Source organism: Bradyrhizobium sp. AZCC 2262 (assembly GCF_036924535.1).
GTDB lineage: Bacteria > Pseudomonadota > Alphaproteobacteria > Rhizobiales > Xanthobacteraceae > Bradyrhizobium.
Genome location: NZ_JAZHRT010000001.1, coordinates 8,342,326 through 8,367,657, shown reverse-complemented (window position 1 = coordinate 8,367,657; position 25,332 = coordinate 8,342,326). Strand labels below are relative to the sequence as shown.

Sequence of the window (25,332 nt, the reverse complement as noted above, 5' to 3'; positions counted from 1 at the left end):
CAACGACCTCGCCTCATCAGGTCGCATCCATTCGAATTTGGCTGCGCGCGAATGAAGTCCGCGCCCTGCACTAATACTGCGGACCCAGCGCAATTCGTCCGATCGTGCCGTCCTTGACCAGGCCGATCCGCCACTCCGCCGAACCATTGGCGAACTGGACGATATAGATGTCGCTGCCGAGCCCTGAGACGCCCCGGAACGACATCGCGCGCAAGGCACCGAGCCTCGAGATAATGGCCTGGTTGAAGGGAAGCTGCTGGCGCGTCTGCGCCGCGACTTCGGACGTCATGCGATCGTAGTCCGGCTCGCCGCGGCCAACGGCCTCGATATATCCGCGCAGCTTCGCTTCACTGCCGGTCAGCGGAACGGTGCGTGGCAGCACTGCGCCGCCCGGCCGGCCGTTCGCCTCGACCGTGTGAAAGCGCGTTTGCTGTCCCGGCAGCACGATCTCCAGACACCTCCCCGCTGCATCGGCGATCACCCATGGACTGTCGACATAGGTCGTGACCGGAAACGTCATTTCCTCGCCGATCGTACCGGAGGCCGCACGTTTGCCCTCCGCGTCCAGCTTGAAGAGCTGAAGATCGCTCCCGCTGCCATTGTAGATCAGCACCTTGATCGGCGCGGTTTCGGCCGTGGCTCTGAGGCCCGCTTCCTCCGAACAGGCGAGGACGCCACCAGGCTTGTTGTTGCCATCCGGCCGGAAGATGACATCGTCGGCCTTGCCATCCTCCGACAGCAGGATGCGGAATTCAGCGACGCCATTGGCGAACTTCACGCCATAGATGTCGTAGCCACCCGGGCCGACGCCGCGGAAGAAGATCGATTCCACCGCGCCGAACGCCTTGAACATGGCCTGCAGCTCGGACGCCTGGCGACGGATCTTGGTCGTCAACGACGCGCTCATGCGCTCGTAATTGGGCGCTCCGCGCTGCATATCATCGATCCCACGCAGGATTGCCTCCTTGCTGCCCGGCAGCGGGGTTTGATCCCTGAATCGATCCGGCGCTGCGGCGATCCGACGCGAAAAGTCTTCCTCGATCACCTTTGCCCTGGCCGCGGCGACCCGCGGCGCCAATCGGGCACCGTACACCGGCTCGTGCAGCAGAACCTGGGTCACCTTGGCCTGACCATCACGCAGGAAAACAACCAGATCATCGTGGCTGCTGGCAAAGGCATCGATGCCGCGCGCCACGATCTCGAATTTCGGCCGACCGGTCTCCTGCGCAGAGAGCCGTTCACCCTCGCGAGTAATGGTGAGCACGCGGCCAAGCCCCAGATGGTAGGAGCCGCAATATGAATCCAGCGGGCCCGCATCGGCCTCGACGTTCTGCGGCGACAATTCGGCGACCCTGATGGCGCTGATGTCATGGCCATTCTGGCTCAGCACCGGACCAGCCTGTCGACGCTCACCGCCGACCGCCACGAGAATCGGGCCGGCCGGCGCCGGATAGGAATAGGTGCCATCGCCCGCCGCAGCCAGGCGGAGCTTTCGCTGTCCGCTGACCTGGCCGAACAACTCGTCGCCCTCCCGGGAGACGGTAAAGATCGACGCGCGGCCCAATGAATAGAAGGAGACCGACTGTGGCTTGTGCACGGCCGTCGCAGGTGCTGCCGAATGCTCTTGCGACGGCGGAGATATCGGCGCGGTGCGATAGGCGATCGAACCGGCAGAAACGATGACGACCGGCAGGATGACGGCCGCGGTCCCGATGCGTTTTCCCCAGCCCAGCTTCGCGGGGGCCGCGGTTGCAGCGAGAATGCGCTCTACCCGGCTGCGCACCGTGCAGGCCCTCGCCATTTCGATTCCCGCCGGCGCCCGCCGAACGTGCTGCACGAGGTCGAGCAGGATCTCGGCGTAGGACAGCCTGTCCTCGACCACTTCGAGCGCTCTTGCATCACTGATGATTTCGGCCAGTTCGGCCAGCCTGGTGTGGTGCCACCACGCGAACGGGCTGAACCAGAACACCGAACGATTGAGCGCGGCGAGCAGCAGCAGATAGAAATCACGGTTGGCGACGTGAGCCCCCTCATGGGCGAGCACGGCTTGGCGCTTGCGCACATCCCAATCGAAGCATTGCGGCGGAAGCAGAATGGTCGAGCCGAAGGTGACGGGCCCGGCGATCACGCTGCTCACGCGCACGCTCCAGTCGGCGGTCCAGGGCGCGCGCATCGGCTTGGCGGCACGGGTCAGCCGCCAGGTCAGATAAAGGCCGACCGCCAGCCTCGACAACAAAAGGCCGGCAACGAGCGCATAAACGAGGGTGGCCAGCGCCAGCCAATTCAGCGCCTGCACGGGCGCTGGGCGAGCGGCGGCGGTCATGCCCTGCTCGGCCGGAAGCATGTCGCGCAGCGGCTCCGCTGACGGACCACTCGATGGACCAGCAGACCACAGATGTTCGGCTGCCGGCACCGGCAAGGCATCCACAGGGACGGTCACCGTGGTCCAATGCATCAACAGCGGCATCGACAGCGACGCCAGCAGCACCATGGCCCAGGAGGTCATGTGCATGTGCGGATTTCGCACCCGAAAGAGATTCAAGCCGATCCACACGACGCCTCCGAGCAACAGGGAGCGCAGCGCCGACTCCGCCAGAATCGCCAGCATTATCTCCTCCTTCCCTTCGCCTCTGTCTTGGTCTCGGTCTTGATCTCAGTTTTTGTCTTGGCCTTCGCAACCTGATCGGCCAGCGTGCGCAGCTGGCGCTGGTCGAGCATCGCCGTGTCCACCATGCCGACCAGGACCTCTTCGACGGAGCCGTTGCAGAACCAGTCGACGATGCGCTGGACGGCTTTCGCCGCGACCCGCGCGCGCGGCTCGGCGGCCTGATAGACATAGGTTCGCCCATCCACGGTGTGCGTGGTGTAGCCCTTGTCTTCCAGTCGTCGCAGCACGGTGCGGACGGTGGATTCTTTCAACGGGCGTGAAAGCCGCTCGCGGACGGCCTCGGCCGTGACAGGACCATTGGCCCAAACCAGTTGCATGACCTCGCGTTCGAGGTCGCCCAGTTCGGGCAGGCTGTCATCCATGGTGCTACCTTGCGATCTCGGGCCTCAATGCTACAGAACGTCGCACACGTGGGCGGAATCCGCAACTTCTATTCACCGGGGAATGGCCGCGCCTCGCGGGGCCGGCGGGCGGAGACTCACGCCCTCATGCGACAGCAGCCGGCGTTTTCGCGCGACCTCGCCGCCATATTTGACCGGCGAACCGTCGGCGCCGATCCAAACGACCACAGCAAACGCGCTATCGCGAGTCTGATTGCTCTGTTTGAAGATCAGCCCAACCGTGATGCTCGAGAGCCGCCAGACCCGCCACCACGAAGGCAAGATAATTTGCCCGCGAAACCAGAAGGCCGAGATCGAATAGTTCGAGCAGAGCTTGCCATGGGTCCCCTGCCGGCACAGCGATTGCTCGCTTGCCGCCATCGATCACGGAAGGTTGGAAGCTGCGGTCGGATCTCCGGCGCTTGGCTTCGGATCCGATGTCATCAGAGCAAAGGATCAAGTGCAGGCGGTCTTTCGGCATATCAATCCCCAAATTTGCGGGCGACGAGCGCTGGGTTACGGGCTTGACAACTGCAACGAGATGTTTGCGTCCGACGAGACGTCCGGTTGAAGGTTGCGCAAAAACCTTTCCCGCGGGCAATTCCGGAAAGCTTTAGCGCCATCGGGTTACCCAACAGAGTTCATCATTGAAACCAGACGGACTATTGAACGAAGGTTGATCCACGCATTACGTTCGGCTGGCACGATCATACCTAGGTTTGGGATCGCGGCAGGTGATCGGCATGTCGCACTCCCGGACGCATCACCGGAATATCCTCGGGCGTCCAAAAGCTGCTAGTATGCGGCCTGTTGGGAGGGCGACGTTGTCGCCGCTGATGACAGAGATCACCTAGCGACGCAGCGGGGCCTGGAGTGGCCGAGCGATGCTGCCGATGATGCGTAACCAGACCATGAAATCCTGGCGCTCGGCCGAGCAATGGCTGCTGGGCAGCATGGTGCTGGCATTGGCCGCGGCAGCTTTCATCTGGCTTGTTCTCGGTCCCGCGCCGGCGGCCCCCGCTCACTTGACTGCCGTCGTATTGCTCATCGCCTCGCTTCTAGCCTCCCTGATCATGATGCGCCGGGTGGGCACGACCCGCAGGCAGATGGAAGCCGTGCTGCACGGGCGGGCACGAGCCGAACAACACGCGATAGAGGCGCAGCGTCACAGCGAAGCGCAATGGAAGGAGGTATTCGAACACAACCCGGTGATGTATTTCATGGTCGACGCCGCCGGCACCGTGCTGTCCGTCAACACATTCGGTGCCGCGCAACTCGGCTACTCCGTCAGCGAATTGCTCGGGCAATCCGTGCTGAAAGTCTTTCCTGCCGAAGAGCAACATGCGGCCCAGAGCAACGTTGCCATATGCCTGGAAAACATCGGCCAAACCCACAGTTGGGAGATCTGCAAGGTTCGCAAGGACGGTTCGTCGCTTTGGGTTCGCGAAAACGCCAAGGCCGTGCGGCGGGTCGACAATCAATTGATCGTGCTGATCGCATGCGAGGACGTCACCGAGCGCAAGCAGGCTGAAAATGCCCTGCGACAGAGTGAAATGTATCTGGCCGAAGCTCAGCGATTGAGCCGCACCGGCAGCTTCGGCTGGCGCGTCGCCAGCGGCGAACTCATCTGGTCGGAAGAAACATTCAGAATGTTTGGTTACGACAAGGCCCCCTCCATCAGGCACGCCACAGTCTTTCAGCGCGTTCATCCAGACGATCGTGCGCGCGTGGAACAGACCATCGACCGCGCGTCCCGCGACGGAAAGGACTTCGCGCACGGATATCGATTGCTGATGCCCGACGGCTCGGTCAAACACGTCCATGCCACCGCGCATGCGGTAACGGATGCGTCGGGCGAGATCGAATTTGTCGGGGCGGTGACCGACGTCACCTCGCGCAGGCGCGCCGAAGCGGAACTGCATGAGGCGCAGGCGAACCTCGCGCACGTCACCCGCGTGACTGCGCTGGGCGAGCTCGCCGCGTCGATCGCCCATGAAGTGAACCAGCCGCTCGCCGCCGTCGTCACCAACGCCGCCGCATGCCTGCGCTGGCTCGACCGCGAGCCTGCCAACCTGAAAGAAGCGCGCAGCGTCGCGCAATCGATCGTCAAGGACGGCAATCGGGCGGGTGAAGTGATCCAGCGCGTCCGTGCGCTCGCCAACAAGACGGCCGATCAGAAAGCGCCGCTTGACATCAACGAGGTCGTCAACGAGGTCATCGGCCTCGCGCAGCATGAGCTGTCCAGCCACCGGGTGGCGCTGCGGCTGGAGCTGGCCCCCACCCTCCCCCTGGTCCTCGCCGACCGGATCCAGCTGCAGCAGGTCATCCTCAACCTCGTCATCAACGCGATTGAAGCGATGCAGCCGGTCAAGGACCGGCCGCGCGAACTGGTGATCCGGACGCGACAGGACGAGGCAAGCCAGGTTCTGGTCACGGTGAGCGACTGCGGTGTCGGCGTCGCCGCCGAGAATGCCGATCGGCTGTTCGACGCCTTCTTCACCACCAAATCCAGCGGCATGGGCATGGGCCTGTCGATTTGCCGCTCGATCGTCAACGCCCACGGCGGACGGCTGTCGGCCTCCGGCAATGCCGGCCCCGGTGCGACGTTTCAGTTCACCTTGCCATTGCATCGGGAGGACAGCACGTGACCGGCCGCCCAGCATCACGTGACACCCTCACAAGCGCCGAGGAACCGGTCGTCTTCGTTGTCGACGACGACGCATCGATGCGTGAAGCACTGAGCAATCTTTTCCGGTCGGTGGGCTTGCGGGTCGAAGTGTTCGGTTCGGCCCACGAATTTCTGCAGAGCACGCTTCCGAACGTTGCCAGCTGCCTGATCCTCGACATCAGGCTGCCGCGCCTGAGCGGCCTCGACTTTCAGGCCGAACTGGCGAAGGCCGATATTCGCATTCCGATCATCTTCATGACGGGCCACGGCGATATCCCGATGACGGTCAGGGCGATGAAGGCCGGCGCCGTCGACTTCCTGACCAAGCCATTCCGCGACCAGGACATGCTGGATGCCGTCACCACGGCAATCGAACGCGACCGGATCAGCCGCGATGAAGCCAGGGTCCTCTCGGGCCTCCATGCGCGGTTCGCGACCCTGACCCCGCGGGAACGGGAGGTGATGGCTCTGGTCACCGCCGGGCGCATGAACAAGCAGATTGCCGCCGAAATCGGCATTGCCGAGATCACCGTGAAGATACACCGCGGGCACATCATGCGAAAAATGGCCGCGAAATCGCTGCCCGATCTGGTGAGGATGGCCGAGATGCTCGGGATCGGGCCCGCGTCCGGCGGGCCGCAAACCTAAGTATGATTCTCCGACTCTGATTTCGGACGCACTCTGCAGCCGCGGCTGTGCAGCAAGGGACACCCTGTGGTCGTCTCCAGGAAGGACCGCTGTGTCCAACCCACCGGTAATTTCAGTCATCGACGATGATGGTTCCGTTCGCGCCGCGACCCACAACCTCGTGAGATCGTTTGGCTACACCGTCCATACATTCGCGTCGGCCGAGGAGTTTTTGCGATCGTCCCATCTGGGTGACACATCGTGCGTGATCGCGGATGTCAGAATGCCGACCATGAGCGGGCTCGAGTTGCAGGCCCACTTGCTTGCCCGGGGACACCGCCTGCCGTTCATTTTCGTCACCGCCTTCTCGGTCGAGAGCGATCGCGCGCGAGCGCTGAAGGCCGGGGCGACCTGCTACCTGACCAAGCCCTTCGACGGCGAAGCCTTGATCGCGTGCCTCGATGCCGCCCTGAAGGGAAAGGGCGTGGCAACGGGCAAATGACCCCAATGGGTCGGCCCCCATGTGTTGCGGACCGGCCATACGTAAGGATGATCCCGCCAACCATCTAGACAGGTTGATAGCGGCCGGGGACGGGCGCAAGACTCCGGGCATCGTCGCGCCCCTCGAGTTAGCGAGGGCCGAGAAAATGCAGCACACAATTTGATCGGTACCGGCAATCCCTCAGAAGGAGGTCGCCATGCGTACAGAACCACGGTGTTCCCAGTGCGACAGTGAAGATCCCAAAATTATTTCGCTGAATCCTGCGCGTGAATACTACTGCGGACGGCTTTGCCTCTATCGAGGCCAGGAGAACTTCATTCGCTGGATGCGGCGAGCGAACGCGGAGGCTGCGTCGTCATGACGAATTGCTGCGGAAATCCTGAATGCAAGCGGCCCTTCGGGCTGGTCCGGCGCAGTTGGTACTTCGAGCAGTTTTGCTCGGCGAAGTGCCGCGAGATCTACAGGCGGCAGCAGGAGCGCAACCGGGCCTATTGGAGATGGCTCTACAAATGTCCTGAACCGTCGGTCGCGGAAAGAAACTGATCCAGCCAAGGGGGTGGAACGGATACCCAAGGAGCGACCATGACGACAGTACATGCGATGATGGTGGGCGCGATACTGGCCTGGGCACCCACGATTCTTGTGTTCATCTATATCGTGCGGGACATGCGAAACACACGAGGCCTCGACTAGCGCATTACCGATTAAACTTGTGACGGGTCCTCAAGCACACCTCCCCGCTGCTTGATTGACCCGTCCCCTTTTTGAATCGGAGCGCCCTCGTGCTGCAACAGCCAGCGCTTGCGCTCCAGTCCGCCGCCATACTTCACCAGCGAACCGTTGGCGCCGATCAGGCGGTGACAGGGCACGACCACGCTGATCGGGTTGGAGCCGTTGGCGTGGCCGACGGCGCGGACGGCTTTGGGCATCCGAAGCTTCGCGGCGAGCGCGCCGTAGCTCAGCGTCGTGCCGGCCGGGATCTTCGGCAGCGCGTTCCAGACCTTTTGCTGGAATGGCGTACCGGCGACGCGCCATTCGATCGCGGCGAGGCGGTCGAGATCGCCCTTGAAATAGCCGGTCAGTGCGCCGCGCAGCTCGCGCGGCGCCCGCGCATTCTTGAGCTCCACCGCGTCATAATGCAGGCGCAGCAACTGCTTCATGCGCGGCTCGTAATCCTCCCAGTCCAGCGCGCGGAGCAGGCCGTCCGCATCGGTGACCAATAGCGCCGTCCCGATTGGCGTCGGCAGGCGGTCGAGGTTGAAGCTCTCCGGCATCGTCAGTCCCTTAAAAATATCCGCAAGCGTCCCGCACTTTTCACCTGCCGCGTGCTAGCGTCCACCCGAATTCCGCAGCCGGTTGGGCGACCGCAACATGATCTTCATTGCCAATTTTCTGGTCGCGGTGGTGGCTGCGCTGCATATCTATTTTCTCATTCTCGAAATGTTTCTCTGGACCAAGCCGCTGGGTCTGAAGACTTTCCGCAACTCCATCGAGAAAGCGACGGAATCGGCGGTGCTGGCCGCCAACCAGGGCTTGTATAACGGCTTCCTGGCCGCGGGACTCGTCTGGGGCCTGCTCCATCCCAATGCGGCCTTCGCGTTCCAGATCAAGGTTTTCTTTTTGCTGTGCGTGATCGTGGCCGGCGTTTACGGCGCGGCGACTGTGAGCCGACGGATACTTTATGTGCAGGCGGTGCCTGCGACACTCGCACTGATCCTGCTCTGGCTGGCGTAGGAAATTCGTCTACCCGGCGCTGCCTTGCATTGCAGAATCCGTTCCGCCAAACTCCCGGGCAACGATGACGACTGGCCATCCGAACCGATGGTCTGACACGATCGTCGAGCGATATATGGGAGGTCTCTTTATGAGAAGCGGCATGTTCCACTGGCTCGCAGGCGCAGCCGTTGCGATCGCGGTGTCGGCCTTGCCCGCCAACGCGCTGAAGAAATACGATCCCGGTGCGAGCGATACCGAAATCAAGATCGGTCAGACGGTTCCTTTCTCCGGACCGGCCTCGGCCTATGCCGGCATCGGCAAGACGCAGGCCGCCTATTTCAAGATGATCAACGAGCAGGGCGGCATCAACGGCCGCAAACTAAACCTGATTCAGTATGACGACGCCTACTCACCGCCGAAGGCCGTCGAGCAGGTGCGCAAGCTGGTCGAGGGTGACGAGGTTCTGTTCACGTTCCAGATCATCGGCACGCCGTCGAACGCCGCCGTTCAGAAATATCTCAATGCCAAGAAGGTGCCGCAGCTATTGGCCGCGACCGGCGCATCGAAATTCACCGATCCCAAGAACTTTCCCTGGACGATGGGCTTCAATCCCAACTACCAGTCCGAAGGGCGCATCTATGGGCAGTACATTCTGAAGAACCACCCTACCGCCAAGATCGGCATCCTCTATCAGAACGACGATCTCGGCCGCGATTATATCACTGGCCTGAAGGAAGCCCTCGGCGGCAAGGCCGCGACAATGATCGTCGCCGAAGCCTCCTACGAACTAACCGATCCGACCATCGACTCGCAGATCGTCCGGCTGAAGGCCGCAGGCGCCGATCTGCTCTACGACGCCTCGACGCCTAAATTTGCCGCGCAGGCGATCAAGAAGGCTGCCGACCTCGGCTGGAAGCCGGTCCACATCCTGGACATCAATGCGAGCCCGATCTCCGCCACGCTCAAGCCCGCTGGCCTCGAGAATTCCAAGGACATCATTTCTACCGCCTACGGCAAGGATCCGGGCGATCCGCAGTGGAAGGACGATGCCGGCATGAAGGCCTATTTCGCCTTCATGGACAAATATTATCCTGAAGGCGACAAGCAAAACACGGTCAACATTTACGGATATTCCACTGCGGAACTGCTGGTGCATATCCTGCGACAATGCGGCGACGATCTCACCCGCGAAAACATCATGAAGCAGGCGACCAGCCTGAAGAACGCCACCGGCAGCCTGTCGCTGCCCGGCATGGTCACCAACACCTCGCCGACCGACTACCGCATCAACAAGCAGATGCAGATGATGAAGTTCAACGGCGAACGCTGGGAGCTGTTCGGCCCGATCATCGAGGATGCCGGACCGGCCGGTTAAACAGAGCTATCGATCGGCAGAACCGGCGTCGTGCTCCCGGATGACGCCGGTTTTTCGTTTTGATGCCGGCTTGGCTCCTATTTCCCGACCTGCATCATTGCGAGGCGGATTCTCGTGCTGGATTCTTTTTGTGCATAGGGAACCTGCTACCTTCGCAGCGATCTGCCCTGGAAACCATCCGACTTAGCTACGTCTTGCATTGCAATATGGCTTCCGCCACTATTGTGGCAGCAATGACGTCTGTTGGCCCAACGAAGCCGCGGCAAGGTCATCAGCTCAATCATAAACACATGAGGAACGCAGCATAATGAAGACAAGTATTTTCCATCTGGTCACCGGCACGGCGCTCGCGCTTGCGCTGTCGGTCTCGACGGCTTCCGCGCAGAAAAAATACGATACCGGCGCGAGCGACACCGAGATCAAGATCGGCCAGACCAATCCATTCTCCGGACCGGCTTCCGCCTATGCCACCATCGGCAAGACGCAAGCCGCCTATATGAAGATGATCAACGATAAGGGCGGCGTGAACGGCCGCAAGATCAACCTGATCCAGTATGACGATGCCTATTCGCCGCCGAAAGCGGTCGAACAGGTTCGCAAGCTGGTCGAGAGCGACGAAGTGCTGCTCACCTTCCAGCTCCTCGGCACGCCTTCGAACGCCGCGGTACAGAAGTATCTCAATTCCAAGAAGGTGCCGCAGCTGTTCGCCGCGACCGGCGCGTCGAAGTTCACCGATCCGAAGAACTTCCCCTGGACGATGGGCTTCAACCCCAACTACTTCGTCGAGGGCCGCATCTACGGCCAGTACATCATCAAGGAACATCCGAACGCCAAGATCGGCGTGCTCTATCAGAACGACGACCTCGGCAAGGACTATTTGAATGGCATCAAGGCGGGCCTCGGCGACAAGGCCGCGAAGATGATCGTGGCGGAAGCCTCCTACGAAGTATCCGATCCGACCATCGATTCACAGATCCTCAAGATCAAGGACGCCGGCGCGGACCTGTTCTTCTCGGCGACGACGCCCAAGCAGGCGGCGCAGGCGATCAAGAAGATCTACGAACTGAACTGGAAGCCGGTGCACATCCTCGACATCAACGCCACCTCGGTCGGCGCCGTGATGAAGCCGGCGGGGCTTGAAGCCTCCAAGGGCGTGATCAGCGTCAACTACGGCAAGGATCCGCTCGATCCGACCTGGAAGGACGATGCCGGCATGAAGAAGTATTTCGAATTCATGGCGAAGTACTATCCCGACGGCGACAAGGATTCGAGCTTCAACTCCTACGGCTACTCGACGTCTGAGCTGATGGTCTACGTCCTCGAAAAATGCGGCGATAACCTCACCCGCGAGAACGTCATGAAGGTAGCCACCAGCCTGAAGAACGTTCAACTAGACTTGGCGCTGCCGGGCATCCTCGCCAACACCGCGCCGGACGACTATCGCGTCAACAAGCAGTTGCAGATGATGAGGTTCAACGGCGAGCGTTGGGAAATGTTCGGCCCGATCCTCGAGGACGCCGGCCCGGCGGGCTAGTCGCGTCGACCCAATCGAAACGATCGGCGGACGAAGCGATCGGCGGCCCCTCGGGGCCGCCGATTTTTTTCGGGCGTCGTAGATTCCATGGGGCGGTGAGCGTGCCCTTTCCGGTAGGTTTGGGTTTCCACACTCGAACCATCGGAGAGCCAGATGCAAGCATCGACCGTAGACACGCCCACCGCCGGGCATTGTGGCACGATTTTCGTTGCGATTGAACTGAGCCAGAAGAGCTGGCTGGTAACGCTGCACAGTCCGGACAAAGGCAAGATGTCGCGTCACAAGCTGGAGGGCGGCGATCATGCTGCGCTGCTGGCGCTGATCGGTCAGGTTCGGGAGCGGGCGGCCCGGGCGCTGGGAGCCGTTCCGGCGGTGGTGAGCTGCTACGAAGCGGGCTACGACGGGTTCTGGCTGCATCGGCTTCTGCTGGCTGCCGGGATCACGAACTACGTGTTTGACCCTGCGAGCATAGCGGTGGATCAGCGGGCACGGCGGGTGAAGACCGACCGGATCGATGGCGAGAAGATGCTACGGACGCTGATGGCGTATCTGCGCGGTGAGCCGCAGGTGGTGCGGATCGTGCGGGCACCTGCGCCGGAGCAAGAGGACGCCCGCCGCACCAGCCGTGAACGCGGCCGGCTGATCAAGGAGCAAACCGCGCACACCACCCGGATCAAGGCGCTGCTGCGATTGTTGGGCATGGCGGTGGGGAACCCGCGCCGGCGTGACTGGCTGAGCTGGCTTTCGGCGCAGCGGGATTGGCAGGGCCAGGCGGTGCCGCCACGGATGCTGGCGGAGATCAGGCACGAGCACGCACGGCTGATGCTGGTGCGCGAACGGCTCGAGGAACTCGCACAGGCGTCGGCTCAAGCGGATCCGGCACCTGCGGCGGCGCAGATGACCGAGCGCAGCGAACTGTTGCTCCGGCTCAAATGCCTCGGTCCGGCGTTCGCGACGACGCTGACCAGCGAGGTGTTCTACAAGGACTTTCGTAATCGGCGTGAGGTCGCGAGCTATTTCGGGCTGACGCCCAGTCCATGGCAGAGCGGCGGGACCGACCGCGACCAGGGCATCAGCAAGGCGGGCAATCCACGCGCCCGCTGCGCCGCGATCGAACTGGCCTGGCTGTGGCTGCGGCATCAGCCGGAGAGTGCGCTCACCCGATGGTTCCGCAGCCGCACCCACAACAATGCCAGCAAGCGCAACAAGCGCATCGCCATCGTGGCCTTGGCGCGCAAGCTGATGGTGGCGCTCTGGCGCTACCTCACAACCGGCATGGTTCCCGAAGGAGCCGTGCTCAAGGCCGCGAAGGCGTAAACGTTTCAAGCAACGCGTCAGCGTCGCGGCGTCGGCCGCGGTCAGCGCGGAATGGATGATGACCGTGCCACCCTTGGGCCAAATCAACAGGCCGCTTCGTAGATGGGTCTCATCCTCATGGCTTCCTCGCCGCATGCATGCGGAATGTGGGTACCGGGCTGCAAAACGCCCGACCGGATATGAGGTGATGCAGTGAGATGCTGCATAAATCGCCGGAAGCCAGTTCCTGAGCGCACCGACCGCGGCGGCACGCTGCGCTACGCATGGCTCCGCGCGCCGCCGCTCCACCGAATGCAAAAAATCACATCCAAGCCCCGGTCGGGATGCTTGACTCAAAAGCCCTCATATGAGGGTGGGCAAGGTGTGTTTCGCGCCTGCCAGACCTCATCCTGAGGAGCCGCGCAGCGGCGTCTCGAAGGATGAATGGCACCAGCGGGGCCACATGGTTCGAGACGGCGCTAGAGCGCCTCCTCACCATGAGGGTCTAACCACTAGCGCGCGTCTGCTGTCACTTCGGTATCTCGCCAAACGTCTTGCCGACCGGAAGCACCGCGTGCCGGATCAGGCGGGAATCCTCGACGGCGGCCTGGCGGTGCTTGACCGCTTCGCGGTAGACGGGATCGCGGATCATCTCGGCGAACGCGGCCACGCTTGGATATTCGGCGATGAAGCAGTGATCCCAGCGCTCGTCTTGCGGCCCGATCAGCATCAGCTCGAACCTGCCCTGCCAGACGATGCGGCCGCCGAGCCGTTCGAACACCGGGCCGCTTTCGCGCCCATAGGCCGCGTAGGCTTCCGCGCCGGTCGCCTTGCGGCCGTCGGGATAGGCGGCCTGTGCGCGCAGCCGGACCAGATTGAGCATGTGGATGGGACCCGGCCGGTCATTGGCCTTGAATTGCGCGAACACTTCCTTGGTGGGATCGATGTGGCCCATGCAGATTTCCCCTGAGAATGCTGTGGTTTGCATCCATCCTAATATGGGCCCGCCGCACCTCCTAATCCCGCATTAACCTTTCCGTAACCGTCCCTTAAACAGCCCCCGCTAGCCTGCACCGGGACGGGTGTGAACGGCGTTTGTCATGGCGTGGGGACGGAAAAAGAGCGGCGGACGCAAGGAACCGCTGTTTGGGCTTCCTGCAGCGCTCGCCGACCTGCGCCTCTCTCCCGACGATCGCATTCCGGCCGCCATTGACGACGACAAACCGAAGAAACCAGTGCCCAGGCGCAAGGACGAAGACGACGACGTTGACGATCCGCCGCCGCGCGAGCGCAAGCCGCGCGCGGCCAAGGGCGGCGCCAAGCGGCGCGCGAAATCGCGCGGCCGGATCAAGATCGGCCGGCTGGTCTATTGGGGCGCAGTGCTCGGCCTGTGGGCGGCGATCGCCATCATCGGCGTCGTGGTCTGGGTCGGCGCGCATCTGCCAGCGATCCAGTCGCTGGAAATTCCAAAGCGGCCGCCAACCATCCAGATCGTCGGCGTCGACGGCAGCCTGCTGGCCTCGCGCGGCGAAATGGCCGGCACCAATGTCGCGCTGAAGGACCTGCCGCCCTATCTGCCGAAGGCGTTCATCGCCATCGAGGACCGCCGCTTCTATTCGCATTACGGCGTCGATCCCGTCGGCATCGCGCGCGCGGCGGTCACCAACCTCCTGCATCGGGGCGTCTCGCAGGGCGGCTCGACGCTGACGCAGCAGCTCGCCAAAAACCTGTTCCTGACCCAGGAACGCACCATGGCGCGCAAGCTGCAGGAAGTGGAACTTGCGCTGTGGCTGGAACGCAAGCACTCCAAGAACGAAATTCTCGAGCTCTACCTCAACCGCGTCTATTTCGGCTCCGGCGCCTATGGCGTCGAGGCGGCTGCGCAGCGCTATTTCGGCAAATCCGCCAAGCACGTCACGGTCGCGGAGGCCGCGATGCTGGCCGGCCTCGTCAAGTCGCCGTCGCGGCTGGCGCCGAACCGCAACCCGGAAGGCGCGGAAGCGCGCGCCCAGATCGTGCTTGCCGCGATGGCGGACGCCAAATTCATCAGCGCCGCCCAGGCCAAGGCCTCGATCGGACATCCCTCCTACAATGTGAAGCCGGCCGGCGCCGGCACGGTCAATTACGTCGCCGACTGGATCGGCGAGGTGCTCGACGATCTCGTCGGCCAGATCGACCAGAGCATCGTGGTCGAGACCACGATCGATCCGAAACTGCAGAGCACAGCCGAAGCTGCCATTATCGACGAGCTGGCGGCGAAGAGCGTAAAATTCAACGTCACGCAGGGCGCACTGGTGGCGATGACGCCCGAGGGCGCGGTGCGCGCCATGGTGGGCGGGCGTAACTATGCCGACAGCCAGTATAACCGCGCGGTAACGGCCAAGCGCCAGCCCGGCTCGGCGTTCAAACCGTTCATCTTTCTGACCGCGATCGAAGGCGGCCTGACGCCGGAAACGATCCGCCAGGATGCGCCGCTCGATCTCAAGGGCTGGAAACCTGAGAACTACACCCATGAATATTTCGGCGCGGTGACGCTGACACAGGCACTGGCGATGTCGCTCAACACGGTCGCGGTGCGGCTCGGGCTCGAGGTCGGACCGAAGAACGTGGTGCGGACCGCGCACCGGCTCGGGATTTCATCGAAACTCGATGCCAATCCCTCGATCGCGCTCGGCACCTCGGAAGTATCCGTGATCGAACTGGTCGGCGCCTATGCGCCGTTTGCCAATGGCGGGCTCGGCATCTCCCCGCATGTCGTGACCAAGATCCGCACCAATGAAGGCAAGGTGCTGTATGCGCGGCAGCCCGACCAGCTCAGCCCAGTGATCGAGCCGCAGCACGTCGCGATGATGAACAGGATGATGCAGGAGACGCTGCTCTCGGGCACCGCGCGCAAGGCGGAGATTCCGGGCTGGATGGCCGCCGGCAAGACCGGCACCAGCCAGGATTTCCGCGACGCCTGGTTCATCGGCTACACGGCGAACCTCGTCACCGGCGTCTGGCTCGGCAATGACGACAATTCGCCGACCAAGAAGGCAACCGGCGGCGGTCTGCCGGTGGAAGTGTGGACCCGCTTCATGCGCACGGCGCATCAGGGCGTTCCGGTGGCGAGCCTGCCGAACTCGCAACGCGGCGGCTTCATGTCGAACCTGTTCCAGACCGCGTCGCAGGCCAGCGCCGCGCCGAGCCAGCCGGCGCCAGTCCCGCAGGGCGGCGGATATCGGCCGCCGCCGGCACGAACGTCGGCGCCGCCACCGAATCCGTCGGCGCGACCGGAAGCAGCCGCGGGACTGGATGGCTGGCTGGTGGACCGGCTGATCGGGCGATAAAGCGCTGTTGCCCCGTGGCTTTTAGATGGGCAGCGAATGGCTAGCTGGCAAAGACGACCCGCGTTTCCACTGAAACGCGCCGGTACAAATCCTCGACGTCGTCGTTCACGAGCCGGATGCATCCGGACGCGACCAGATGGCCGATGGTCTTGGGCGAATTGGTGCCGTGAATGAGCAGCCCGGGCTTGTCCAGCAACAGCGCGCGTGCGCCGAGGAGACTGCCGGGACGGCCGGCCGCCGCGAGCAACGCGTCAGCGTCCTTTGTGTTCGCACCCGAAGCCCGCCAGTCAGGCCATTCAAGCTTGTTCATGACGCGAGCGAGGCTGCCGCCCTTCAGGCACTCTTGTGCAACTCCGATCCCGTAACGGCGTGCGGAATTGTTGGCATCGATCAGATAGAGAAAGCGGTTTTCCCGATCGACCACGATCGAACCGGGAACGACGGTGGTGCGGTAGAACACCACCTGCCGCTGCAGCGCAAACGGCAGGACCTCGCCCGAAGAGCCGCCATCGACGCCCGGCTTCAGGTCCGCCATCACGGCATCTTCGCGCTCGCGTTGCGCCTTGGGCGACGGCGCCTTCACGCTGGCTGCGACGATGCCGGGCCCTTTGGTTGCGACGAAGCCGTAGACCACGGCCGACAGCGCGACGACGGCAGCGACTGCGCAGGCGCCGATGGCGTAGGGCTTCCAGTTCCTGCCTGTCGACAAGGTTTCGCTGATGGCCGCCGCGGTGCTGGCCTCCTCGGCCGCGATTTCATCCTCGATCCGCTGCACGGCGTCCTCAAGCGCGGCGGTATGCGATGCGGCGGCCTCCCGTGTGATGTGGGATCGGGCGATCAGGCTGAAGGCGTCCTTGTAAATCTGGTCGCGCGCGACCGCGTCCTTGCCTGCAACCGCTTTCATCAGCAGCGAATAATAATCCACGGTCATGATCTGACCCCTGAATATCTACCTCACGGGAGGCGCGTATTGAATTCCGCCCTGGGTCCAGAGCGCATTCAATCCGCGCGGGATGCTGAGCCTGGACTGCGTTCCCACGTTCCTTTCATAGATCTCTCCGTAATTGCCGACCGCGCGGACGGCACGCGCGGCCCAATCCTTTGCAAGGCCCAACTGCTCGCCAAACTCACCTTCGGTCCCAACCAGCCGCCTTATGTTGGGGTTGGGAGATTTCACCGCATCGTCGATCGTCGCCGTCTTGACGCCCAGTTCCTCGGCATTGATCAATGAATAGAGCGTCCACTTGATCAGGTTGAACCACTGGTCGTCGCCTTGCCGCACCGCCGGCCCGAGCGGCTCCTTCGAAATGACTTCCGGCAGGATAAGATGGCTGTCGGGCGCCGTCAGCTTGAGACGCTCGGCGTAGAGCTGCGAAACATCGCTTGTCAGCACGTCGCATTTGCGATCGTCATAGGCCTTCAGGCTTTCCTCCGCAGTGCCGAGGGACAGAACCTTCAGTGCCATGTCGTTGGCCCGGAAATAGTCCGTCAAATTCAGTTCACTGGTGGTGCCGGTCTGGGTGCAAACCGTCTTGCCGGCAAGCTGCAGGGCGGTATCGATCCCGGCCTCCCGGCGCAACAGAAAGCCTTGGCCATCATAATAGGCGACGCCGGCGAATATCAGGCCGAGCGAACTTTCCCGTGACATCGTCCACGTCGAGTTGCGCGACAATAGATCGATCTGGCTCGACTGCAGCGCCGCGAAGCGGGTGACCGCATCGAGCGGCAAGAACGTCACCTTGGCGGGATCGCCGAAAATCGCTGCCGCCACGGCGCGGCAGAAATCGACGTCGAAGCCGGTCCACGCGTTCTTGTCGTCCATGCTGGAAAAGCCCAGTAGCCCCTGGCTGACGCCGCAATTGAGCGTGCCGCGTTCCTTGACCGCCTTCAGCGTCTGCGCGCCGGCTGGAAGGCCCCCAGCGAGAACGAAGGCCAGTAATGCGAAGAGCGGGAGAATCACAGGCCGTTTCTTGAAATCAGGCATTTGGATCTCGCGATCGGCGGCGGCTTCGGCGCCCTTCAGCCGAAGGGACGTCCGCAGGCTAACATAACTGGAAGGGTTACCAATGCCTGGCCGGCTGGTGGGTGGGCTGCGGGTGCCGAACCCCGCAAACCAGCCTGTCGTCCCTGCTCTGTGGTCCCCCTGCGAAATGCCGGACCCATACGGGCGCGGCCCAAGACGACGGGATTGGTTGTCTTCGCGAAACGAGCAGCGTTGGTTATGCGTCCCCGCGTTCGCAGGGACGACAAAATGACCTATTCCTCGACCCCGTAACGATGCAGGTCGTTGCCGTGGGTGTCGAGCCAGCGCTTGGCGCGTTCGACATGGTCGCAGATGCGGCCAACGACGCGCCAGAACCGCGGCGAATGGTTCATCTCGACGAGATGGGCCACTTCATGGGCGGCGAGATAGTCCAGCACATAGGGCGGCGCGAGGATCAATCGCCAGGAATACGACAGCGATCCGGCCGAGGTGCATGATCCCCAGCGGCTCGACTGGTCGCGGATCGACACCCGCCTGACCCGCACGCCGAGATCCGCCGCATAGGCGAGCGATGCCTTGTGCAGATCTTTCCGCGCTTCGCGCTTGAGAAAATCGTGGACGCGCCGGTCCATATGCTCGAAACCGCCGGCCACGCACAGAATCTTCTCGCCGCTGTCGCGGGTTTCGGTCCACACCGTGCCGCGCGCCCCCGCGCGATGCACGATCCGGTGCGGCACACCGCGCAGCGGTATGACAGTGCCGGCCTGAAACGGCGCGGCCTTCGGCAAACGGCCGAGACGCGCCGCGATCCAGCCGCCGTGAAGCTGTGCAAAGTCCTTGGCTTCCATCAGAGTGCCGCGCGGCGGCATCGTCAGGATGGCTTCGCGATCGGTTGGGTGAATGCGCAAGGTGTAGCGCCGCGCGCGGCGGTGCCGGCGCAGCCTGATCGCAAAGACTTGCGAGCCGTGCTTGACCAAAAGAGTCGCGGGTTCGGCGGGCCGCCGATAAAGGAGGGCGCGAGTAGCCATGTCTTGGAGTCCGGGGAGCAGGAGTTCGCCCGGATTCTGCCATATCCGCCGCCAAGGGAATCTCATCTAAATCGCCCGGCGCAAAAACAAATCATTTGCCCAATATACAGGGGCTGAAGGCCATTTGGCCTCTACCGGCAGGGGTTGGAACCCAAAATTTTGGCTGGAACCAGGGGTCAAAAACAGCCCCAAGGAGTGAGTCTGAACTCACCCCTTGATTCGGCCGAAAACTGGAATGTTTGAATCTATTCAGCAACTTATGGCGGCATCAAAATCGATGCCGCCTGGGCACTATTCGGCTGCACGGACCAATGTTGGCTTGGTTTTGGCCGCTGACATCTTGGTATTGGCCGACGTCATCATGAAATCGGAGATGCGCGGCACGATTTCGGAACGGAATCGCGATCCGTTGAACACGCCGTAGTGCCCAACGCCCTTTTGCACGTAATGCACGCGGCGATGATCGGGAATATTCGGGCACAATGCATGCGTTGCTTCGGTTTGACCAAGCCCGGAGATGTCGTCCTTCTCACCTTCCACCGTCATCAGCGCCACGCGCCGGATTTGCGACGGATCGACCGGCTTGCCGCGATGGGTCATCTCACCCTTGGGCAGCGCGTGCTTGACGAAGACGAGGTCGACGGTCTGCAGGTAATACTCGGCCGTCAGATCCATCACCGCGAGATACTCGTCATAGAATTCGCGGTGCTTGTCGACCATGTCGCCGTCGCCCTTCACCAGATTGTTGAACAGGGCCTTGTGCGCGTCGGTATGGCGATCGAGGTTCATGGTGATGAAGCCCGAGAGCTGCAAAAAGCCCGGATAGACGTCGCGCATCACGCCCGGATGCGGGAATGGCACCTTGGTGATGACGTGGTTGCGGAACCACTCGATGCCGCGCTCGGCTGCGAGGTTGTTCACGGAAGTGGGATTGCGGCGGGTATCGATCGGGCCGCCCATCAGGGTCATCGACAGCGGTACGAAGGGATCGCGCGCCGCTTCCATCACGGACACCGCCGCCACCACGGGCACCGAAGGCTGGCACACCGCGATCACATGCATGTTGCCGCCGAGCACGTGCAGCATCTCGATGACGTAATCGACATAGTCATCGAGATCGAATCGGCCCTCGGTGAGAGGGACCATGCGCGCGTCCGACCAGTCGGTGATGTAGACTTCATGCGTCGGCAGGAACGCCTCGACCGTACCGCGCAAAAGCGTCGCGTAGTGGCCGGACATCGGCGCCACGATCAGGACGCGCGGATGGGGGCTGCGCAGCGGCCGGGTCAGCTTGCGATCGAAATGCAGCAGGCGGCAGAACGGCTTTTCCCAGATCGAGCGGACTTCGACCGGTGTGCGGACGCCGTTGACTTCGGTGGTGTCGAGGCCCCATTCGGGCTTGCCGTAACGGCGGGTGGTGCGTTCGAACAATTCGCAAGCTGCGGCGATCGATTTGCCGAATTGCGTGTGCGACCAGGGATTCAGCGGATTTTGAAACAGGATCTTGGTCGCGTCAGTCACGGCGCGCGCCGGGTTGAGCGACGCGTGGCCCAGTTCGTACATCCAGTACATCGGCGTCGTAAGCGCCGGACTGCCTTCTGCCACCAGTGGCGGTGCGCCACCAAACTCACCAATCGGCATTTTACTTCTGACCTCTGTTTGCGCCGCAGCATAGTGCAGAATGCGTAATAATGCGTCAATGCACCAAGGGGTTATGTCCACCTGTCAAAAGGCCAAAAACCCCGGGAAACCACGGGAAACTGTGACTTATTCGCCACCCCCGAGCAAAGAACCGTGGTGTTTGGCGCTGCGCAAAAGGGCAAGGAAGATCGCAAAGGAGGCAGCGAACAGCACCGCGTTGATGCCCAGCGACCAGACCATCAGGTCGGCCCTGAACACGTGATTGATGAGAAGCGCGCGCATGCCCTCGAACACATAGGTCGGCGGCAGCGTCCAGGCGATGGCTTGCAGCCAGGCAGGCAGCACCGCGACCGGATAATAGATGCAGGCCAGCGGCATCAGGCCGAACATAAGCGTCCAGACAATGCTTTCGGCCCCTAACCCGTTGCGCAGCACCAGACCCGAAACAAAGATTCCGACCGACCAGCTGGTGAAGATCAGGTTGCAGAAGAACGCGATCAGCGGCAGCCCGATCGCGAAGAAATTGAAATCGAAGAAGAACAGCGCCAGCAGCGTCATCGGGATCACGCCGATCGCAAGCCGGATCAGGCTCATGATCATCAGCGAGATCAGAAACTCGATCGGCTTCAACGGGCTCATCATCAGGTTGCCGAGGTTGCGCGCCCACATTTCTTCGAGGAACGAGATCGAGAAGCCGAGCTGGCCGCGGAACAGGATGTCCCACAGGATCACCGCGCCGATCAGCGTGCCGCCGGCGCGCGCAAAGAAGCCGTCGTTCTGAGAGATGTAACTCTGCAGAAAGCCCCAGGTGATGATCTGCAACGCCGGCCAATAGATCAGCTCCAATAGGCGCGGCCACGACGACATCAGGAGATACCAGTAGCGCAGCACCATCGCCTGGATACGGTGCCAGGAAATGGCGCGATGGGCTGTGATCTCGCTCACGACGATGTCCCCTCCGCTACCCGTCCGCGCGCGACATCGAGGAACACTTCTTCCAGCGTATTCCGGTTGTAGCGCGCCATGATCTGGTCGGGACTGTCGTCATCCTCGATGCGGCCGCGCTTCATGATGATGACGCGGTCGCACAGCCGCTCCACTTCCAGCATGTTGTGCGACGCCAGCAGGATGGTGGCGTCATGGGTTTTGCGGTAGTCCTGCAAATGCTGCCGCACCCAGTCGGCGGTGTCGGGGTCGAGGGAAGCCGTCGGCTCGTCGAGCAGCAACAATTCAGGCTGGTTGATCAGCGCCTTCGCCAGCGCGACGCGGGTCTTCTGTCCGGCCGAGAGTTTGCCGTTGGCGCGATCGAGGAAATCCCTGAGATCGAGGTCGGAGGCGAGCTGTTCGATGCGCGCGGCGAGATCCTTCACCGCATAGAGCCGGCCGAAGATGGTGAGGTTCTGCCGCACCGTGAGCCGCATCGGCATGTCGACATAGGGGCTCTCGAAATTCATCCGGCCGAGCACCTCGGCGCTTTGCTCCGGCATCGCATGGCCAAGCACCTGGACGCGCCCCGAGGTCGGCAGCACCAGCCCCATGATCATCGCGATCGTCGTGGTCTTGCCGGCGCCATTGCCGCCGAGCAGGCCGGTGATGCTGCCGCGCGCGATCCGGAACGACACGCCATCCACCGCGCGGGTGGTCTTGTAGAGTTTTATGAGATGCGCGACGTCGATCGCGGCGGAGCTTTCCGGCCCGGCCGCGGCAGACTGTGCCGGCGCTGTCTCACTATGGTCCATGACTGCCCGTTCATTGAGCCATCAGAGCGTCGAGTGCAAGGGAAGCCGTCATGTCCGGGCATAGGCGAGCGGCAGCGACGCCGTCCTTCCGGACGGCTATGCCCAGGCATCACGGAGGGAGCGAAATTGACCGCGCGAATTTGTGATCGCAGGCCCGCGCGGCTAAACTCCAGGCATGACCGACGTCGACGCCTCCGATTTCCGCCTTCCGCAACGCTATGTTCGTCTCGATACGATCCTCCGGCTGCGCTGGCTAGCTGCGCTCGGCCAGCTCACCGCGATCTTCATCGTGGCGCATGGGCTGGAATTCGAGTTTCCCGTCATTGCCTGCGTCGCCATCGTCGGCATTTCGGCGCTGCTCAATCTCGCGCTGCAGATTGCCTTCGACCCGATGCAGCGGCTGGAGCCGGTCTATGCGGCGGCGCTGCTCGCGCTCAACATCGTCGAATTGGCCGCGCTGCTGTTCCTGACCGGGGGATTGCAGAACCCGTTCTCGTTCCTGTTCCTGGCCCCGGTCCTGATCTCGGCGACGGTGCTGCCGATCCGGATGACGGTCGGGCTCGGCCTGCTTGCGGTCGCCTGCGCCTCGGCGCTGGTGTTCTTCCACCTGCCGCTCCCGTGGGACAGCGAAGACCCGCTGGTGCTGCCGCCGATCTATCTGTTCGGGGTCTGGCTCTCGATCGTGCTCGCGATCGGCGTCACCAGCCTCTATGCGTTCCAGGCGACCGAGGAGGCGCGAAAACTTTCCGATGCGCTGGCTGCGACCGAGCTGGTGCTGACGCGCGAGCAGCATTTGACCCAGCTCGATGGCCTCGCCGCCGCCGCCGCGCATGAACTCGGCACGCCGCTGTCGACGATCTTCCTGATTTCGCGGGAGCTGGAAAAGACGGTCGACGGCGACGACCCATTGGCGTCCGATCTGAAAACCCTGCGCGAGCAGGCGCAGCGCTGCCGCGACATCCTCGCCAAGATCACCCAGCTTTCCTCCTCCGGCGCGCCGTTCGACCTCATGCCGCTGTCGACGCTGATCGAGGAGGCGGTGGCGCCGCATCGCGATTTCGACGTCGCAATCAAGGTGCGGCTAGCTGTCGCAGCCACGCGGGAACCGGTCGGTGCGCGGAACCCGGCCATCCTGTACGGCGTCGGCAACATCCTGGAAAATGCCGTCGACTTCGCGCGGACGACGGTGGAGGTGAACGCCTGGTGGAACGCCGATACGGTCGAAATCATCATTTCGGACGACGGCCCGGGCATTGCGCCCGACATGCTGAAACGGATCGGGGAACCCTATTTATCAAGGCGTCGCAGCGCCGATGAGGCCCACCGCGAACGCGCCGGCCTCGGCCTTGGCGTGTTCATCGCCCGCACGCTGCTGGAACGGACCGGCGCCAAGGTCTCGTTCTCCAACCGGACCTTTCCCGATCACGGCGCCGTGGTGCAGATCGCCTGGCCGCGCGCTCGTTTCGAGGCTGAGGAAAGCGCTGCCGGCCCAGCGGATTAACCGAAAGCGAGCCGATCGACTTTGTGGGGCCTTGGCAGTGCAAAATTGCCGCGCCATATGCTTTATATGATGCTCTGCACCCGCAACCCGGGGGAACCCGATCTTGAACGCCATCGCCGAACTGAACGATCTCGCCGACCGCTCGCTGCTGATCGTCGAGGACGACAAGCCGTTTCTCGAGCGCCTGTCGCGCGCGATGGAAACCCGCGGCTTCGCGGTGACATCCTGCGACACCGTGACCGACGGGCTGGCCCAGATCAACAAGGCCGCGCCGGCCTTCGCCGTGGTGGACCTGCGGCTTGGCGACGGCAACGGGCTCGACGTGGTGTCGGCGCTGAAGCGCAAGCGCCCCGACGCGCGCACCATCGTGCTGACCGGCTACGGCAACATCGCAACCGCGGTTACGGCGGTGAAGATGGGCGCGGTGGATTATCTCTCGAAGCCTGCCGATGCCGACGACGTGGTCGCGGCGCTGCTCGCCAGCGGCACCGAGAAATCCGAATTACCATCGAATCCGATGTCGGCGGATCGCGTGCGCTGGGAACACATCCAGCGCATCTACGAGATGTGCAACCGCAACGTCTCCGAAACCGCGCGACGGCTGAACATGCACCGCCGCACATTGCAGCGGATTCTCGCCAAGCGCGCGCCGCGGTAATTATTAATTTGTGACGATCTCTGTCCTCGTCATGCCCGGGCATGACGAGGAACTAAAACTCCCCGTGGCCCTGCGGATCGATCAGCCGGTTGATCCGCTGCGCGGCGGCCATCGCAAAACGCACCGTCATGGATTTGCGCGTTGCCGCCGGCAGACGATGCTCGGGGGCCTCGCAATGCAAATGGGCGCCGTAGGCGTCGGCGATGATCAGGCCGGTATCTTGCGGGAATATCTCGCAGGGCAGATCCTGCGTGAAGGCGAAGAACAGCCGGTCGCAATGCATCCGGTAGTCCTGCCACTTCTGGTCGGCGCGCAGATCTTCCACCGATGACTTGATCTCGACGATCCAGATCTCGCCCTTCTCGTTCAGCGCCACCAGATCGGCGCGCCGGCCTGAGGGCAGCGGCAGTTCGCTGATGCAGGAAAACCCCAGCGCGCGAAGCAGCCGCGCGGTGCCGCGCGCGATCGCGAGCGCCGTCTCCGACTGGCGGCGGTCCAATGGAGGCACGAGGCTGATCTGGCGGGCGGGCGATTCCATGATCGTGAACCCTATCCGATTTCACGGCGACCACCCAGCAGCGATGCCAAGTCCGGCATAAAGCCGGCCACAAATTTGTCCGCAACCCGCCCTTTTTGGACCTCAGCGCACCGTGAAGCCGGGGAAACCCTGGCTTGAGGGACAAAAT

General features: G+C 62.8%; 21 protein-coding genes and 1 pseudogene. 10 read left to right on the top strand and 12 right to left on the bottom strand.

Translation table 11 applies throughout. The features are described 5' to 3' along the window. Window positions 1-70 precede the first annotated feature (70 nt). From V1283_RS39260 to V1283_RS39245, 3 genes are all read right to left on the bottom strand, one after another. On the bottom strand, window positions 71-2,608 hold the full coding sequence (locus tag V1283_RS39260) for a M56 family metallopeptidase (protein ID WP_334391922.1): 2,538 nt from the start codon (window positions 2,606-2,608) through the stop codon (window positions 71-73). Then, entirely contained in the window at window positions 2,608-3,030 is a 423-nt protein-coding gene (locus tag V1283_RS39255) for a BlaI/MecI/CopY family transcriptional regulator (protein ID WP_334391921.1), read from the bottom strand. Before V1283_RS39255 ends, V1283_RS39260 begins: the two co-directional genes overlap by 1 nt. Before the next feature lie 217 nt (window positions 3,031-3,247). Continuing rightward, complete coding sequence (locus V1283_RS39245; RefSeq protein ID WP_334391920.1) at window positions 3,248-3,529, bottom strand: hypothetical protein; 282 nt, start codon at window positions 3,527-3,529, stop codon at window positions 3,248-3,250. Window positions 3,530-3,932: 403 nt separating this feature from the next. On the opposite strand from V1283_RS39245, the gene V1283_RS39240 reads away from it, so the two are divergent. The 3 genes from V1283_RS39240 (at window position 3,933) to V1283_RS39230 (ending at window position 6,845) form a co-directional block, all read left to right on the top strand. After that, a complete protein-coding gene (locus V1283_RS39240) occupies window positions 3,933-5,696 on the top strand; it encodes a PAS domain-containing sensor histidine kinase (RefSeq protein WP_334391919.1) in 1,764 nt (587 codons plus the stop codon). Continuing rightward, a complete protein-coding gene (locus tag V1283_RS39235) occupies window positions 5,693-6,364 on the top strand; it encodes a response regulator transcription factor (RefSeq protein WP_334391918.1) in 672 nt (223 codons plus the stop codon). Before V1283_RS39240 ends, V1283_RS39235 begins: the two co-directional genes overlap by 4 nt. 91 nt (window positions 6,365-6,455) lie before the next feature. Beyond that, window positions 6,456-6,845 (top strand): response regulator transcription factor, encoded by a 390-nt coding sequence (locus V1283_RS39230; protein ID WP_334391916.1) that lies wholly within the window; start codon window positions 6,456-6,458, stop codon window positions 6,843-6,845. 704 nt (window positions 6,846-7,549) lie between these two features. Here the strand turns inward: V1283_RS39230 and V1283_RS39225 are convergent. Beyond that, window positions 7,550-8,119, bottom strand: a complete 570-nt coding sequence (locus tag V1283_RS39225; protein ID WP_334391915.1) for a methylated-DNA--[protein]-cysteine S-methyltransferase — start codon at window positions 8,117-8,119, stop codon at window positions 7,550-7,552. Between the two features lie 97 nt (window positions 8,120-8,216). Between V1283_RS39225 and V1283_RS39220 the strand changes: the two genes are divergently transcribed. The 4 genes from V1283_RS39220 (at window position 8,217) to V1283_RS39205 (ending at window position 12,787) form a co-directional block, all read left to right on the top strand. Beyond that, window positions 8,217-8,579, top strand: a complete 363-nt coding sequence (locus V1283_RS39220) for a DUF1304 domain-containing protein (RefSeq protein ID WP_334391913.1) — start codon at window positions 8,217-8,219, stop codon at window positions 8,577-8,579. A gap of 142 nt (window positions 8,580-8,721) precedes the next feature. Further along, window positions 8,722-9,936 (top strand): ABC transporter substrate-binding protein, encoded by a 1,215-nt coding sequence (locus tag V1283_RS39215; RefSeq protein WP_442895915.1) that lies wholly within the window; start codon window positions 8,722-8,724, stop codon window positions 9,934-9,936. A gap of 307 nt (window positions 9,937-10,243) precedes the next feature. Then, the gene (locus V1283_RS39210) at window positions 10,244-11,470 is read left to right on the top strand and encodes an ABC transporter substrate-binding protein (protein WP_334391911.1); all 1,227 of its coding nucleotides are present in this window, start codon (window positions 10,244-10,246) and stop codon (window positions 11,468-11,470) included. 153 nt (window positions 11,471-11,623) lie between these two features. Next, entirely contained in the window at window positions 11,624-12,787 is a 1,164-nt protein-coding gene (locus V1283_RS39205; protein ID WP_334385105.1) for an IS110 family transposase, read from the top strand. Between the two features lie 508 nt (window positions 12,788-13,295). Here the strand turns inward: V1283_RS39205 and V1283_RS39200 are convergent. Next, window positions 13,296-13,721 (bottom strand): DUF1330 domain-containing protein, encoded by a 426-nt coding sequence (locus V1283_RS39200; RefSeq protein ID WP_334391910.1) that lies wholly within the window; start codon window positions 13,719-13,721, stop codon window positions 13,296-13,298. Window positions 13,722-13,866: 145 nt separating this feature from the next. On the opposite strand from V1283_RS39200, the gene V1283_RS39195 reads away from it, so the two are divergent. Then, window positions 13,867-16,095 carry a transglycosylase domain-containing protein gene (locus tag V1283_RS39195; RefSeq protein ID WP_334391909.1) on the top strand — a complete coding sequence of 743 codons (2,229 nt, stop codon included), beginning with the start codon at window positions 13,867-13,869 and terminating at the stop codon, window positions 16,093-16,095. A gap of 40 nt (window positions 16,096-16,135) precedes the next feature. Here the strand turns inward: V1283_RS39195 and V1283_RS39190 are convergent, their stop codons facing one another. From V1283_RS39190 to V1283_RS39165, 6 genes and pseudogenes are all read right to left on the bottom strand, one after another. Then, window positions 16,136-17,026 carry a L,D-transpeptidase gene (locus V1283_RS39190; RefSeq protein WP_334391908.1) on the bottom strand — a complete coding sequence of 297 codons (891 nt, stop codon included), beginning with the start codon at window positions 17,024-17,026 and terminating at the stop codon, window positions 16,136-16,138. Window positions 17,027-17,044: 18 nt separating this feature from the next. After that, window positions 17,045-18,079, bottom strand: coding sequence for an amino acid ABC transporter substrate-binding protein (locus tag V1283_RS39185; RefSeq protein WP_334391907.1), 1,035 nt, complete (start codon window positions 18,077-18,079; stop codon window positions 17,045-17,047). 272 nt (window positions 18,080-18,351) lie between these two features. Continuing rightward, window positions 18,352-19,202: pseudogene (locus tag V1283_RS39180) on the bottom strand (M48 family metallopeptidase). 196 nt (window positions 19,203-19,398) lie between these two features. Further along, the gene (locus tag V1283_RS39175) at window positions 19,399-20,748 is read right to left on the bottom strand and encodes a polyhydroxyalkanoate depolymerase (protein ID WP_334391906.1); all 1,350 of its coding nucleotides are present in this window, start codon (window positions 20,746-20,748) and stop codon (window positions 19,399-19,401) included. Between the two features lie 126 nt (window positions 20,749-20,874). Beyond that, entirely contained in the window at window positions 20,875-21,642 is a 768-nt protein-coding gene (locus tag V1283_RS39170) for an ABC transporter permease (RefSeq protein ID WP_442895914.1), read from the bottom strand. A 47-nt stretch (window positions 21,643-21,689) separates the two neighbouring features. Then, window positions 21,690-22,487, bottom strand: a complete 798-nt coding sequence (locus V1283_RS39165; RefSeq protein WP_334391904.1) for an ABC transporter ATP-binding protein — start codon at window positions 22,485-22,487, stop codon at window positions 21,690-21,692. Window positions 22,488-22,662: 175 nt separating this feature from the next. On the opposite strand from V1283_RS39165, the gene V1283_RS39160 reads away from it, so the two are divergent. Continuing rightward, complete coding sequence (locus V1283_RS39160) at window positions 22,663-23,988, top strand: ActS/PrrB/RegB family redox-sensitive histidine kinase (protein ID WP_334391903.1); 1,326 nt, start codon at window positions 22,663-22,665, stop codon at window positions 23,986-23,988. Window positions 23,989-24,091: 103 nt separating this feature from the next. Beyond that, entirely contained in the window at window positions 24,092-24,646 is a 555-nt protein-coding gene (locus tag V1283_RS39155; protein ID WP_334391902.1) for an ActR/PrrA/RegA family redox response regulator transcription factor, read from the top strand. Window positions 24,647-24,698: 52 nt separating this feature from the next. Here the strand turns inward: V1283_RS39155 and V1283_RS39150 are convergent, their stop codons facing one another. Further along, window positions 24,699-25,184, bottom strand: coding sequence for an MmcB family DNA repair protein (locus V1283_RS39150; RefSeq protein ID WP_334391901.1), 486 nt, complete (start codon window positions 25,182-25,184; stop codon window positions 24,699-24,701). Window positions 25,185-25,332: the final 148 nt, after the last annotated feature.

Coding starts and splice junctions, on each gene's coding strand:
- V1283_RS39150 (WP_334391901.1), bottom strand. CDS start 25,184: ATGGAATCGCCCGCCCGCCAGATCAGCCTCGTGCCTCCATTGGACCGC.
- V1283_RS39170 (WP_442895914.1), bottom strand. CDS start 21,642: ATGGTGCTGCGCTACTGGTATCTCCTGATGTCGTCGTGGCCGCGCCTA.
- V1283_RS39260 (WP_334391922.1), bottom strand. CDS start 2,608: ATGCTGGCGATTCTGGCGGAGTCGGCGCTGCGCTCCCTGTTGCTCGGA.
- V1283_RS39240 (WP_334391919.1), top strand. CDS start 3,933: ATGCTGCCGATGATGCGTAACCAGACCATGAAATCCTGGCGCTCGGCC.
- V1283_RS39175 (WP_334391906.1), bottom strand. CDS start 20,748: ATGCCGATTGGTGAGTTTGGTGGCGCACCGCCACTGGTGGCAGAAGGC.
- V1283_RS39225 (WP_334391915.1), bottom strand. CDS start 8,119: ATGCCGGAGAGCTTCAACCTCGACCGCCTGCCGACGCCAATCGGGACG.
- V1283_RS39255 (WP_334391921.1), bottom strand. CDS start 3,030: ATGGATGACAGCCTGCCCGAACTGGGCGACCTCGAACGCGAGGTCATG.
- V1283_RS39195 (WP_334391909.1), top strand. CDS start 13,867: ATGGCGTGGGGACGGAAAAAGAGCGGCGGACGCAAGGAACCGCTGTTT.
- V1283_RS39205 (WP_334385105.1), top strand. CDS start 11,624: ATGCAAGCATCGACCGTAGACACGCCCACCGCCGGGCATTGTGGCACG.
- V1283_RS39160 (WP_334391903.1), top strand. CDS start 22,663: ATGACCGACGTCGACGCCTCCGATTTCCGCCTTCCGCAACGCTATGTT.
- V1283_RS39185 (WP_334391907.1), bottom strand. CDS start 18,079: ATGCCTGATTTCAAGAAACGGCCTGTGATTCTCCCGCTCTTCGCATTA.
- V1283_RS39220 (WP_334391913.1), top strand. CDS start 8,217: ATGATCTTCATTGCCAATTTTCTGGTCGCGGTGGTGGCTGCGCTGCAT.
- V1283_RS39215 (WP_442895915.1), top strand. CDS start 8,722: ATGTTCCACTGGCTCGCAGGCGCAGCCGTTGCGATCGCGGTGTCGGCC.
- V1283_RS39200 (WP_334391910.1), bottom strand. CDS start 13,721: ATGGGCCACATCGATCCCACCAAGGAAGTGTTCGCGCAATTCAAGGCC.
- V1283_RS39165 (WP_334391904.1), bottom strand. CDS start 22,487: ATGGACCATAGTGAGACAGCGCCGGCACAGTCTGCCGCGGCCGGGCCG.
- V1283_RS39245 (WP_334391920.1), bottom strand. CDS start 3,529: ATGCCGAAAGACCGCCTGCACTTGATCCTTTGCTCTGATGACATCGGA.
- V1283_RS39190 (WP_334391908.1), bottom strand. CDS start 17,026: ATGACCGTGGATTATTATTCGCTGCTGATGAAAGCGGTTGCAGGCAAG.
- V1283_RS39210 (WP_334391911.1), top strand. CDS start 10,244: ATGAAGACAAGTATTTTCCATCTGGTCACCGGCACGGCGCTCGCGCTT.